This window comes from Streptomyces lienomycini, from assembly GCF_027947595.1.
GTDB lineage: Bacteria > Actinomycetota > Actinomycetes > Streptomycetales > Streptomycetaceae > Streptomyces > Streptomyces lienomycini.
In genome coordinates, this window is the sequence record NZ_CP116257.1 from 7243321 (window position 1) to 7256105 (window position 12785).

The 12785-nt window shown below is 71.5% G+C and carries 11 protein-coding genes; 5 read left to right on the forward strand and 6 right to left on the reverse strand.

The annotated features are described in order from the left end of the window. Positions 1-161: 161 nt before the first annotated feature. The 5 genes from BJ961_RS32975 to galU all read right to left on the reverse strand — a co-directional run bounded on the left by BJ961_RS32975 (position 162) and on the right by galU (position 4195). Positions 162-779 carry a GNAT family N-acetyltransferase gene (locus tag BJ961_RS32975; protein WP_381161255.1) on the reverse strand — a complete coding sequence of 206 codons (618 nt, stop codon included), beginning with the start codon at positions 777-779 and terminating at the stop codon, positions 162-164. A gap of 23 nt (positions 780-802) precedes the next feature. Then, a complete protein-coding gene (locus BJ961_RS32980; protein WP_271416420.1) occupies positions 803-1342 on the reverse strand; it encodes a MogA/MoaB family molybdenum cofactor biosynthesis protein in 540 nt (179 codons plus the stop codon). After that, positions 1339-1851 (reverse strand): cyclic pyranopterin monophosphate synthase MoaC, encoded by a 513-nt coding sequence (moaC, locus tag BJ961_RS32985; RefSeq protein WP_271416421.1) that lies wholly within the window; start codon positions 1849-1851, stop codon positions 1339-1341. Before moaC ends, BJ961_RS32980 begins: the two co-directional genes overlap by 4 nt. A gap of 86 nt (positions 1852-1937) precedes the next feature. Next, a complete protein-coding gene (gene glp / locus BJ961_RS32990; protein ID WP_271416422.1) occupies positions 1938-3287 on the reverse strand; it encodes a molybdotransferase-like divisome protein Glp in 1350 nt (449 codons plus the stop codon). Positions 3288-3292: 5 nt separating this feature from the next. Beyond that, positions 3293-4195, reverse strand: a complete 903-nt coding sequence (galU, locus tag BJ961_RS32995; protein WP_271416423.1) for a UTP--glucose-1-phosphate uridylyltransferase GalU — start codon at positions 4193-4195, stop codon at positions 3293-3295. Between the two features lie 93 nt (positions 4196-4288). Here galU and BJ961_RS33000 point away from each other — a divergent pair, with 93 nt between their 5' ends. After that, on the forward strand, positions 4289-4903 hold the full coding sequence (locus BJ961_RS33000) for a 5-formyltetrahydrofolate cyclo-ligase (RefSeq protein ID WP_271416424.1): 615 nt from the start codon (positions 4289-4291) through the stop codon (positions 4901-4903). 70 nt (positions 4904-4973) lie between these two features. Here the strand turns inward: BJ961_RS33000 and BJ961_RS33005 are convergent, their stop codons facing one another. Continuing rightward, entirely contained in the window at positions 4974-7769 is a 2796-nt protein-coding gene (locus tag BJ961_RS33005) for a penicillin acylase family protein (protein ID WP_271416425.1), read from the reverse strand. Positions 7770-8097: 328 nt separating this feature from the next. Between BJ961_RS33005 and BJ961_RS33010 the strand changes: the two genes are divergently transcribed. The 4 genes from BJ961_RS33010 (at position 8098) to BJ961_RS33025 (ending at position 12576) form a co-directional block, all read left to right on the forward strand. Continuing rightward, positions 8098-9639, forward strand: a complete 1542-nt coding sequence (locus BJ961_RS33010; protein WP_381158933.1) for a potassium/proton antiporter — start codon at positions 8098-8100, stop codon at positions 9637-9639. Positions 9640-9886: 247 nt separating this feature from the next. Beyond that, positions 9887-11161, forward strand: a complete 1275-nt coding sequence (locus BJ961_RS33015) for an MFS transporter (protein ID WP_271416426.1) — start codon at positions 9887-9889, stop codon at positions 11159-11161. 67 nt (positions 11162-11228) lie between these two features. Then, positions 11229-11591: an FmdB family zinc ribbon protein gene (locus BJ961_RS33020; protein WP_271416427.1), complete on the forward strand. Its 363-nt coding sequence runs from the start codon at positions 11229-11231 to the stop codon at positions 11589-11591. A gap of 97 nt (positions 11592-11688) precedes the next feature. Then, complete coding sequence (locus BJ961_RS33025; RefSeq protein ID WP_271416428.1) at positions 11689-12576, forward strand: S-methyl-5'-thioadenosine phosphorylase; 888 nt, start codon at positions 11689-11691, stop codon at positions 12574-12576. The last annotated feature ends 209 nt before the right edge of the window (positions 12577-12785 follow it).

Consider the following 12785-nt stretch of genomic DNA (forward strand, 5'->3'; position numbering starts at 1 on the left):
ATCCGCCAATTGAGCCGGTGTGTCGCACGATCTGGCTGATATTTCGAACTTTTCTTGTGATCGATCCGATCAACTGACCGTCAGGACCGGGAAATAATCCGGTTTCGGGACGGTCGGGATGGTCACGGCTGTACGCAACCCGATCATTTTCGAACGTTTATTCAATTACCGGCGTTGCCGGCGTTCGGGGCGGACCGGTCCCGTGACCGGTGCCAGCGCCGCAGCAGACCGTCGGGAACCTCTTCCGCGGTGAGCGCGAAGACGAGATGGTCGCGCCAGGCTCCGTCGATGTGCAGATAACGCGGCCTGAGACCTTCCTCACGGAATCCGAGTTTCTCCACGACCCTGCGGCTCGGCGCGTTCTCGGGGCGAATGCAGACCTCGACGCGATGGAGTCCCACGGTGCGGAAACAGTGGTCCACGGCCATCGCCACGGCCGTGGGCATCACGCCGCGGCCCGCCACCGCCTCGTCCACCCAGTAGCCGACGTGCCCGGAGCACATGGAGCCCCAGGTGATGCCGGCCACCGTCAACTGGCCGACCAGCCGCCCCTGGTACTCGATGACGAACGGCAGCATCCGGCCCGCGTGGGCCTCGGCCCTCAGGTGCCGCACCATCTGCCGGTAGGTCGGCCGGTGCGTGATCGGGCCGCCCGGCCCGGGCGGCGGGATGGTGGCCTCCCACGGGCGCAGCCAGTCGCGGTTGCGCCGGTTGACCTCGCGCCAGGCCCGCTGGTCACGCAGCTTTATCGGCCTGAGGACGATCCCGCCGTCCACCAGTCGGGCGGGCCAGGAGGGGGTGTTCAGCTCGCACCCCCCGCCTCGGCGGGTCTGGGGTGGTCGCCTCCGCGCAGTTGGTCCACGGCGTGCCTCAGCAGCGGCTCCAGCACGGCGAGGCCGTCCTTGACCCCGCCGGAGGAGCCCGGCAGGTTGACGATCAGCGTGCCCTTCGCCACCCCGGCCAGCCCCCTGGAGAGCACCGCGGTCGGCACCTTGTCCCGGCCGTACGCCCGGACCGCCTCCGCGATGCCCGGGACCTCGTAGTCGATCACGGCCCTGGTGGCCTCCGGGGTGCGGTCGGTGGGCGAGATGCCGGTACCGCCGGTGGTGACGATCACGTCGTAGCCCGCGTCGGCGCCCGCGCGCAGGGCGGCCTCCACGGGGTCGCCGTCGGGGACGACCCGGGGGCCGTCGACGTCGAAGCCGAAGCGGCGCAGCCCCTCGGCGATCAGGGGTCCGCCCTTGTCCTCGTAGACACCGGCGGCGGCCCGGTTGGACGCCGTGACGACCAGGGCGGCGTACGGCCCGAGGAGGGCTCCTCCCGCGCCGGCGTCCAGCGTCATGACCGGTTCCAGTCGCCGGACTTGCCGCCCGTCTTCTGCTCCACCCGCACGTCCGTGATGACCGCTCCCTTGTCGACCGCCTTGACCATGTCGATCACGGTGAGCGCGGCGACGGAGACCGCGGTGAGCGCCTCCATCTCGACGCCCGTGCGATCCGTCGTCCGCACCGTGGCGGTGATCTCCACGGCGTCGTCCGTGACCGACAGGTCCAGTTTCACACCGGAGACCGACAACGGGTGACACAACGGGATCAGGTCCGGCGTGCGTTTGGCGCCCATGATGCCCGCGATCCGCGCCGTGGCCAGGGCGTCGCCCTTGGGGACGCCCTCGCCGCGCAGCAGCTCGACCACGCGGGGCGCGACGAGGACGCGTCCACTGGCGCGTGCGGTGCGGGCGGTCACGTCCTTGCCGGACACGTCGACCATCCGGGCGGCGCCCGCCTCGTCGATGTGCGTCAGCCGGTCCTGCGGGTCCTGTCCGCTCCTGGGCGGTCGGTCCTGCGTACTCATGCTCGTGTGGCGCTCCCGGTTCGGGCCCGGCGCGGTGCGGCGGGTGGGCCTGTCGTGCGCGACACGGTACCGCCAACCGGGCGGGCTCAGCCGAGCAGGACCACCTCGACGTCGGCGCCGGGCTCGACGGATTCGGTGTCCTCGGGGACCACGATCAGCGCGTTCGCGTGCGCGAGGGCGGCCACCAGGTGGGAGCCCGAGCCGCCGACCGGGGCCACGACGCCGTCGGCGTAGCTGCCCCGCAGGAACTGGCGTCGGCCCTTCGGCGAGGTCAGTGCCTTGTCCGCGGTCAGGGACGCGGTGGCCGTCGGGCGGTGGACGTCGGGCAGCCCCATGAGCGTGCGGATCGCGGGGCGCACGAACAACTCGAAGGAGACGTACGACGACACCGGGTTGCCGGGCAGGGCGAGCAGCGGCGTGTGGTCGGGGCCGACGGAGCCGAACCCCTGGGGTTTGCCCGGCTGCATGGCGAGCTTGCGGAAGTCGACGCCGCCGCCGGGCTCGTCCTCGTCGCCGACGTGCGCCAGCGCCTCCTTGACCACGTCGTACGCCCCGACGCTGACCCCGCCGGTGGTGACCATCAGGTCGGCGCGCACCAGTTGGTCCTCGATGGTGGACCGCAGGGTCTCGGCGTCGTCGGCGACGGCGCCCACGCGGTAGGCGATGGCGCCCGCGTCGCGGGCGGCCGCGGTGAGCGCGAAGCTGTTGGAGTCGTAGATCTGACCGGACGCCAGCTGCTCGTCGGGCTGGACGAGTTCGCTGCCGGTGGAGAGCACCACCACGCGCGGGCGCGGGCGTACCCGGACCGTGCCGCGGCCGATCGCGGCGAGCAGGCCGATCTGCGGCGGGCCGAGTACGGTGCCGGCCGCCAGGGCGCGGTCGCCGGAGCGGACGTCGCTGCCCTTGGCGCGTACGTGCGCGCGTGCCTCGGCGGGCCGGTACACGTGCACGCGGCCCTCGGCGCCCTCCGGGGCCAGGCTGCGGGCGCGCATGCCCGACACCGGGCCCTCGCCGAGCCCGCCGTCGGTCCACTCGACGGGGACGACGGCCTCCGCGCCGGGCGGGAGCGGGGCACCGGTCATGATGCGTGCGGCCTGGCCGGGTCCGACGGTGATCGGGTCGGCCTGGCCCGCGGCGACGTCGCCGACGACCTCCAGGACGGCGGGGAACTCCTCGCTCGCGCCGGCGACGTCGGTGACCCGCACCGCGTACCCGTCCATGGAGCTGTTGTCGAACGGCGGCAGGGACAACGGCACCGTGATGTCGTCGACCAGGACGCAGCCCTGGGCGTCGAGCAGGTTCAGCTCGATCGGGTCCAGGGGGCGGACGGTCGCGAGGACGTCGTCCATGTGGTCCTGCACCGACCACAGCCGGTCCGGGCCGGAGCCCGCGGTGGCGTGGTCGGGGCCGGTGTCACGGTGCGCGCTGCTGCTCAACGTCCTTACATCTCCTCGGCTACGTAACTGCGGAGCCAGGTCCGGAAGTCCGGTCCCAGGTCTTCACGTTCGCATGCGAGTCGGACAATGGCACGCAGGTAGTCGCCGCGGTCGCCGGTGTCATAGCGGCGGCCCTTGAAGACGACGCCGTGCACCGGGCCGCCCACGGACTCGTCCTCGGCGAGCTGCTGGAGCGCGTCGGTCAGCTGGATCTCGCCGCCGCGGCCGGGCTCGGTCTTGCGGAGTATGTCGAAGATGTGCGGGTCGAGGACGTAGCGGCCGATGATGGCGTAGTTGGACGGGGCGTCGGCCGCGTCCGGCTTCTCGACCAGACCGTCGATCTTGACGACGTCGCTGTCCTCGGTGGTCTCCACGGCCGCGCAACCGTAGAGGTGGATCTGCTCCGGCGCGACCTCCATGAGGGCGATCACACTGCCGCCGTACTGCTCCTGGACCTCGATCATGCGCTGGAGCAGGGGGTCGCGCGGGTCGATCAGGTCGTCGCCGAGCAGGACCGCGAAGGGCTCGTCGCCCACGTGCGGGGCGGCGCACAGCACGGCGTGGCCGAGGCCCTTGGGGTCGCCCTGGCGGACGTAGTGGATCATCGCGAGGTCGCTGGACTCCTGGACCTTGGCCAGCCGGCTCGCGTCGCCCTTCTTCTGGAGGGCCGACTCCAGTTCGTAGTTGCGGTCGAAGTGGTCCTCGAGGGGGCGCTTGTTGCGGCCGGTGACCATGAGGACGTCGCCGAGGCCGGCGGTGACGGCCTCTTCGACCACGTACTGGATCGCCGGCTTGTCGACGACCGGCAGCATCTCCTTGGGAGTGGCTTTGGTGGCCGGCAGGAACCGGGTTCCGAGCCCGGCCGCGGGGATGACAGCCTTGCTGATCCTGGGGTGGGACTGAGTCATGCGCGCCACCATATCCGGTGCCTATGGGGAGAATCTGTGGCGCCTGAGCCACAGTGCTCATATGAGCACATCAGAGCGGTACGGGAGTGACCATTGCCTCACATCGGCCCTGCGGACGGCCCCGGCAAGCGTGCCTTGCGACGGGATTTCCTCGACGCGCGGAACAGACTGACAGCGGATGACGTGCGGGAAGCCGCGGACGCGCTGGCCGGGCGGGCGCTCGGACTGCCGGAGGTGGCGGGGGCGCACACCGTGGCGGCGTATGTCTCCGTGGGCGCCGAGCCGGGTACCTTCGCGCTCCTCGACGCGCTGCGCGCGCGGGGGGTGCGCGTGCTGCTGCCCGCACTGCGGCCGGACAACGACCTCGACTGGGGCGAGTACGCCGGAGAGGGCTCCCTCGCGCGCGTGCGGCACGGCGGGCGGATGGAGCTGTTCGAGCCCGCGGGTGAGCGTCTGGGGCCGGACGCGGTGACGCGGGCCGGCGTCGTGCTGCTGCCGGGGGTGGCGGTGGACGCGCGCGGACTGCGGCTGGGCCGCGGCGGCGGATCGTACGACCGGGTGCTCGCGCGTCTGGAGCGCGCGGGCGCGCGTCCCGCGCTGCTGGTGCTGCTGTACGACCGGGAGGTCGTCGCGCACGTCCCCGCGGAGCCGCACGACCGGCCGGTGGACGCGGTGGTGACGCCGTCGGGGGTGCGCAGGTTCCGTTGACGGGAATGGCCTCCACGCGCGCGTGGAGGCCATTCCCGTCAACGGGTGCGGATGCGGATGCGGGCGCCGGCTAGGGCTTGAGCACCAGCGTGTCGCTCGTGTTCTCGTCGACCGCCTTCTTCGAGAAGGACCACGTCAGCAGCTCGCCGTCGGCCCACTTGTCGGTCTGGTCGGTGTAGTGGGCGCTGTAGGCGTGTCCGGAGGCGCCGGTGAGGTTGATCCAGCGGGACTTGTCGAGGTCGCCGAGGTTGACCACCATCCGCATGGAGGGCACCCAGATCACCCCGTAGCCGCCGGCCGCGTTCCAGCCGGAGGCGTTGACCGCGGCCTCGCCGCCGCTGAGCTTCCAGGGGCCGCGGTTGAGGGCGTACTTCAGGAAGCCGGGGCCCTCGGTGCCCAGGGTCTGGTTCTTCAGGAACAGGCGGTGCAGCCGGCCCCAGCTCCAGGTGTCGATGTCCTTGCCGAGCTTGGCGGTCAGCTCCCAGCGGGCGTCGACCATGGCGCGCTTGAACAGGTCGTCGCGGTTGCGGTCGGCGCCCTTGCGGGTTCCGTTGGCGGGCGTCGTCCACCAGTCGCTCTTCGGGTCCTGCATCAGGGTGCGGACCACCTCGAACCAGCGGTCGCCGCCGTCCGGCTGCGCCTGGTCGGCCTCCCGCTGGCCGCACTCGTAGACCTTGTTCGTCTCGTCCGCGGGGCCGGTGGTGTTGACCGGGTCGACCCACAGGCACTGGCCCTTGACCCGCAGCTCCTTGGGGAGCTTGTTGCCGAAGGCGAGCTTGAGGATGTTGCGCCAGACGGCGTTGAAGTAGGCGGCGGCCGCCGAGTCGGCGTCCTGGGTGTAGTCCCAGCCCTCCAGCAGCTTCTGCGCCTCGCGGACGTCCTTGTCGTCGACGTCGATCTTCAGCAGCTGGGGCACGAGCAGCTTGGCCATCTCGCTGCTGTTGTCCAGCTGCATCTGGCGCATGTCGTCCGTGGAGATCTTGCCGCCGTCCTTGATCTTCTGCTCGATCAGGGAGGTGATGCGCTGACTGCGGGTGCCGTAGCCCCAGTCGGTGGTGAGCGTGTACGGGTACGCGTCCTCGTCGACGACGGCCTGGTTGGCGGTCACGATGTAGCCGCGCTCGGGGTCGTACTCGTAGGGCAGCTCGTCCTGGTCGATGTACTCGCCGCTCCAGCGGAACTTCGGGTCCCAGCCCGGCACCGGGACCGAGCCGTCGTGGCCCTTGGCGCGCACCGGGATCCGGCCGGGCAGCGTGTAGCCGATGTGCTCGTCGTCGGCGTAGACCAGGTTCTGCGAGGGCACGTCGAAGAGTGCGGCGGCCTCGCGGAAGTCGTCCCAGTTCTGCGCCCGGTCGATCGCGAAGACGGCGTCCATGGTGGTGCCCGCCTCGAGCGCGGTCCAGCGCAGGGCCACTCCGTAGCCGTCGCCGCGGTCGGGGGCGGCGGTCTCGACGGTGGCCTTCTTGCCGGTCTTCACCAGTTCGTCGTCGCGGTCGGAGAGCAGCGGACCGTTGTTGGTCTCGCGGACGACGATCTTCTTGGAGTCGCCGCCGGCGACCTTGATGGTCTCCTCGCGCGCCTCGAAGGGGACCACCTTGCCGTCGTACTGGTAGCCCTCGCCGGTGATCTTCTCCAGGTACAGGTCGGTGACGTCGGCGCCGGAGTTGGTCAGGCCCCAGGCGATCTCCTGGTTGTGGCCGATGACCACGCCGGGCATGCCCGCGAAGGTGTAACCCGCGACGTCGTACTGGCACTTCGCGGAGACGGTGCGGCAGTGCAGGCCCATCTGGTACCAGACGGACGGCAGGGACGGCGACAGGTGCGGGTCGTTGGCCAGCAGCGGCTTGCCGGTGATGGTGTGCTTGCCGGACACCACCCAGGAGTTGGAGCCGATGCCGTTGCCGTTCACACCGACGGCGGTGGGGACGTCGTCCAGGACGTCCTGGAGGCTCGCGAGCTGACCCTGCAGCGCGCTGCCGCTGCCGCTGCCCGTCCCGGTGCCGGTGCCGGTGCCCGTACCGGAGCCGTCGCTGTCGCTGTCGCCTTCTCCGTCACCGCCGGACGCGCCGCCGCCGTCGAACGTCTCGGTGGCCTCGTCGTACTCGCCCTCCTGCACGATCGCCTTGTTCCGGTCGTACGGGTACGCCGGGTACAGGTCGGCGACCTGCTTGGGGCCGAGGCGGCTGGTCATCAGGGCGCGGTCCACCTCGTCCTGCATGTTGCCGCGCAGGTCCCAGGCCATCGCCTTGAGCCAGGCCACCGAGTCGACCGGGGTCCACTCCTGGGGCTTGTAGTCGTTGGTGAAGCCGAGGGCGGCGTACTCCAGGGAGATGTCCGCGCCGTCCTTGCCCTTCAGGTAGGCGTTGACGCCCTTGGCGTACGCCTGGAGGTACTTCTTCGTGGAGTCCGACAGCTTCTCGTCGTACTCCTTCTTCGCCACCCGGTGCCAGCCCAGGGTGCGCAGGAACTCGTCGTTGTCGATCTGGCTCTTGCCGAACATCTCCGACAGGCGCCCGGCGGTCATGTGCCGGCGCACGTCCATCTCGTAGAACCGGTCCTGCGCCTGGACGTAGCCCTGCGCCATGAACAGGTCCTCCTCCGAGGAGGCGTAGACCTGCGGGATGCCGTACCCGTCGCGCTTGACGTCGACCGGACCCGACAGGCCGTCGAGCGTGATCGAGCCCTTGGTCTGCGGGAAGGACGCGCGGACGGTGCTGACCGACCAGTACCCGCCGTAGGCGAGACCGCCGATGACGGCCAGGACCAGCACGACGACGAGCAGGCGGCCCTTGCGACCCTTGCGCCCCTTCTTCCGGCCGGACGTGCCGGACTGCTGACCCGTGGAGGCGGTGGTGGTGGGGGGCATCGCTGTCCTTGCTGTCCTAACACGAGCGGCAGGGGCGGGCTGTGCTTCGTACTGAGGCCGAGCGCTGAGCGCCGAGCGCTGGAGCAACTGTAGGCGCAGGCCCGGCTGTCCCTTGACCCGGAGTCGGGTACGGGGACGCACGAGCGTTCGATCTTGCCAAGCCGAGCGTCAAGAAAGCGTCAAGAGTTAGGTAAGGTAACGAAGTAGTTGCCCGCAAAGTCCGACGGATTCGTGTGCCATGGGAGTGCGATGCGCACTCCGCGACGCAACGCGACGCGAGGCGCCTCGTCCGGCCTCGCCTCGCCTCGCCCGCGCTGTGATCCGTGCTGTGCGCCAGGGAAGGGAACGGCCGCTGACTGTCCACCACCTCAACCAGCTCCTGCTCGTCTGCTCGCTCGTCCTGCTCATCGCCGTGGCGGCGGTCCGGATCTCCTCGCGCAGCGGGCTCCCCAGCCTGCTCGTCTACCTGGCCATCGGCGTCGCCATGGGCCAGGACGGCATCGGCGACATCAAGTTCGACAACGCCGAACTCGTCCAGGTCATCGGGTACGCCGCCCTCGTCGTGATCCTGGCCGAGGGCGGACTCGGCACGAAGTGGAAGGAGGCGAAACCGGCCCTCCCGGCCGCCTCCGCACTCGCGCTGGCCGGAGTCGCGGTGAGCGTCGGCGTGACCGCGGCGGGCGCCCACTACCTGACCGGGCTGGAGTGGCGGCAGGCACTGATCGTCGGGGCCGTGGTCTCCTCCACGGACGCCGCGGCCGTCTTCTCCGTGCTGCGCCGGATCCCGCTGCCCAAGCGGATAACGGGCACGCTGGAGGCCGAGTCCGGCTTCAACGACGCCCCCGTGGTCATCCTCGTGGTCGCCTTCTCCACGGCCGGCCCCATCGAGCACTGGTACGTGCTGCTCGGCGAGATCGCCCTGGAACTGGCCATCGGCGCCGCCATCGGACTCGCGGTCGGCTGGCTGGGATCGTGGGGGCTGAGGCACGTGGCGCTGCCCGCCTCCGGCCTCTACCCCATCGCCGTGCTCTCCATCGCCATCGCCGCCTACGCGGCCGGCGCGATGGCCCACGGCAGCGGCTTCCTGGCCGTCTACCTCGCCTCGATGGTCATGGGCAACGCACGACTGCCGCACTGGCCCGCCACCCGGGGGTTCGCCGACGGACTCGGCTGGCTCGCCCAGATCGGCATGTTCGTCCTGCTCGGCCTGCTGGTCACCCCGCACGAACTGGGCGACGACATCCTGCCCGCCCTGGTCATCGGCCTGGTCCTCACCATGGTGGCGCGACCGCTGAGCGTCGTGCTGTGCCTGGTGCCCTTCCGGGTGCCGTGGCAGGAACAGGCCCTGATGTCGTGGGCCGGGCTGCGCGGGGCGGTGCCCATCATCCTGGCGACGATCCCCATGGTGGAGGGCGTCACGGGCAGCCGCCGCATCTTCAACATCGTCTTCGTACTGGTCGTCGTCTACACCCTGGTCCAGGGGCCGACGCTGCCCTGGATGGCCCGCGTGCTGCGCCTGGGCAAGGGGGACGAGGCCGCCGACCTCGGCATCGAGTCGGCGCCCCTGGAGCGGCTTCGCGGGCACCTGCTGTCCGTGACGATCCCCGAGGGCTCCCGGATGCACGGGGTGGAGGTCAGCGAGCTGCGGCTGCCGACCGGGTCCGCCGTCACCCTGGTCGTCCGCGACGGGACGTCCTTCGTACCGCTGCCCTCGACGGGACTGCGACGCGGGGACGAACTGCTCGTGGTCGCCACCGACCCCGTCCGGGACGCCGCCGAGGCGCGGCTGCGCGCGGTCGGCCACGGAGGCAAGCTGGCCGGCTGGCTGGGCACCGCGGGCACCGAGGGCGCCCGCGGCCATCACAGGTGAGCGCGTGAGGGGTGCTCCCTTTCACAGGCCGCGCCCCTCACGCCCCTGTACGATGAAGGCCGCACCTGATCGAACCACCTCTGTCTGAAGCAGAGCTGGCGCGACCGTATGGCGGCCGGATCGCCCCCTCATCCACGCGGGCTCCGGCATCTACCGCAGTCCGCGCGAGTGGACAGCTCTCGGCGCTCCCGCACGACGACCACCACAGAACGGGACCGCGCTACCAGGCGGCAGAAAGGCACGGGCCGTGGCATCCACGGTCACCCGTCCGGGATACGGGCAGCTGCTGCGCACCCGCGGCGCCTGGACGTTCCTCCTCCCCGGCTTCGCGGCACGCCAGCCGTTCGCCATGCTGACGCTCTCCATCGTGCTGCTGGTGCAGCACACCACCGGCTCCTACGGCGTCGCGGGCGCCGTCGCGGCCGTCACCGGTGTCTCCATGGCGCTGTTCGCCCCCTACGGCGGACGGCTCGCCGACCGCTACGGACAGCGCGCCGTGCTGCTGCCCGGGGTCCTCGTGCACACGGCGTCCGGCCTGACGCTGACCGGCCTCGCGCTCGCGGACGCGCCCCTGTGGGCGCTGTTCCTGGCGGCCGTGCCCACCGGCGCCTCGGTGCCGCAGGTCGGGCCCATGGTCCGGGCCCGCTGGGCCGCGCGGCTCAAGGACTCCCCCCTGATGAGCACGGCGGCCGCCTTCGAGTCCGTCACCGACGAGCTGACCTTCGTCCTCGGTCCCCTGGTGGCGACCGCCCTGTGCACGTCCGTCGACCCCGCCGCGGGCCTGGTCACGGAGGCCGCGCTCACCCTGGTGGGCGGCCTGCTGTTCGCCGCGCAGAAGAGCACCCAGCCCGTGGTCGGTGGCTCCGGCGGCGCCGACGGCGAGCACGCGCGCGTGGAGCACGTCTCCGCGCTGCGGATCCCCGGCGTGCGGGTCCTGATCGTCGCCTTCCTCGGCATCGGTGCCGTCTTCGGCGGCATGCAGGTGTCGCTGGCGGCGTTCACCGAGTCGATCGGCGAACCCGGCCTGAACGGCGTCCTGTACGGCGTCTTCGCCGCGGGCAACATGATCTCCGGCCTGGCCTGCGGCGCCATCGCCTGGAAGGTGGCCCCGCAGCGGCGCCTCCTGGTCGGCTACACCGCCCTCGCGCTGACCGCCTCCGGGCTGTGGGCCGCGCACTCGGTCCTCGTGCTGGCCGGCCTCGGCCTGCTCGTCGGCATGTGCGTCGCGCCCGCCATCGTCACCGGTTACACGCTGGTCGAGGGCCTGGTCCCGGCGGGCGCCCGCACCGAGGCCTTCACCTGGCTGACCGGCGCCGTCGCGCTGGGCCAGGCGGCGGCCGTGACCGTCGCCGGGCAGCTGGAGGACCGGTACTGGGACGGCGCCGGATTCCTGGTCCCGATGGGCGGCACGGTGCTCGCGCTGGCGGTCCTGCTGACGCTGCGCTCGCGGCTGACGACCCGGCCCCACGGCCGTACGGTCGCACGTGGTGTCGGTCACCGCGCGCCCGCCACAGTGGACTGATCCCTCGGAATACGTCACTATGGACCGTCGTTAGCACTCATCGAGTGAGAGTGCCAGGAGGAAGACAGTGCCGACGTACCAGTACCAGTGCACCGAGTGCGGCGAGGGCCTCGAGGCGGTGCAGAAGTTCACCGACGACGCCCTCACCGAGTGCCCGAACTGCCAGGGCCGCCTGAAGAAGGTGTTCTCGGCGGTCGGCATCGTCTTCAAGGGCTCCGGCTTCTACCGCAACGACAGCCGCGGCAGCTCGTCGAGCAGCTCGCCGGCGTCGTCGTCGGGCTCGTCCTCCTCGAAGTCGTCGTCCTCGGGCTCGGACTCGTCGTCTTCGTCCTCCTCGGACTCGAAGTCGTCCTCCGGCTCGAAGTCGTCCTCGGGCTCGAAGTCGTCCTCGGGCTCGGGCAGCTCCTCCGCCGGCACCACCGCCGCGTAAGGCCCGCCACCGCCGCGTAGGACCCACTTCTTACGGGACCCTGTCGTCGTCCGACGACGGGGTCTTCGGCGTCGCGCGGGGCGGCTAGGGTGCGGGCATGGCGAACAAGGTGAAGGCCGAGGACGCGCCGGGCGGGAACACGCCGGCGGAGCACGCGCGGGCCGAGATCGGCGTGATCGGCGGCTCCGGTTTCTACTCGTTCCTCGACGACGTGACCGAGGTCCGGGTCGACACCCCGTACGGACCGCCCAGCGACTCCCTCTTCGTCGGCGAGGTCGCCGGCCGCCGGGTCGCCTTCCTCCCCCGGCACGGCCGCGGCCACCATCTGCCGCCGCACCGGATCAACTACCGCGCCAACCTGTGGGCGCTGCGTTCGGTGGGCGCCCGCCAGGTCTTCGGCCCGTGCGCGGTCGGCGGCCTGCGCCCCGAGTACGGACCGGGCACGCTGCTGGTGCCGGACCAGTTCGTCGACCGTACGAAGTCCCGCCCGTCGACCTACTTCGACGGACTGCCGACGGCCGACGGCACGGTGCCCAACGTGGTGCACGTGTCGCTGGCCGACCCGTACTGCCCCACCGGACGGGCCGCCGCCCTGAAGGCGGCCCGGGGACGGGACTGGGAACCGGTGGACGGCGGCACCCTGGTCGTGGTCGAGGGCCCCCGTTTCGGAACCCGGGCCGAGTCCCTGTGGCACCGCGCCCAGGGCTGGTCGGTGGTGGGCATGACCGGCCACCCGGAGGCGACACTCGCCCGTGAACTGGAGCTCTGCTACACCTCCCTGACCCTCGTGACCGACCTCGACGCGGGTGCGGAGAGCGGCGAGGGCGTCTCCCACGAGGAGGTGCTGCGGGTGTTCGCGGCGAACGTGGACCGCCTGCGGGGCGTCCTGTTCGACGCGGTGGGCGCACTGCCGGCGACCGGGGAGCGGGACTGCCCGTGCGGGGCGGCGCTGGGCGGGATGGATCCGGGGATCGCACTGCCGTAGCGGGCCCTGGGACGGGCGGCGGATCCCTGGCGGCCCTGGGACGGGAGCTGGAGCTGGACCGGGAGCCGCGGGGCCGCGGGGCCGCGGGGCCGCGGGGCCGGAACGCATCGTTCCGGTGAGGGAGTTGTCCACAACCCTTCGGTGGTCCACCGGTCTCCGCGGGCCTCGGCGAAAAGCCTCATCGTGGGAGCGCAAGCCGATCCCTCGTC

Excerpts from the sequence above, each read along its gene's own strand:
- BJ961_RS33005 (WP_271416425.1), bottom strand. The coding sequence starts at position 7,769 with ATGCCCCCCACCACCACCGCCTCCACGGGTCAGCAGTCCGGCACGTCC.
- BJ961_RS32980 (WP_271416420.1), bottom strand. The coding sequence starts at position 1,342 with ATGACGCTGGACGCCGGCGCGGGAGGAGCCCTCCTCGGGCCGTACGCC.
- galU (WP_271416423.1), bottom strand. The coding sequence starts at position 4,195 with ATGACTCAGTCCCACCCCAGGATCAGCAAGGCTGTCATCCCCGCGGCC.
- BJ961_RS33025 (WP_271416428.1), top strand. The coding sequence starts at position 11,689 with ATGGCGAACAAGGTGAAGGCCGAGGACGCGCCGGGCGGGAACACGCCG.
- moaC (WP_271416421.1), bottom strand. The coding sequence starts at position 1,851 with ATGAGTACGCAGGACCGACCGCCCAGGAGCGGACAGGACCCGCAGGAC.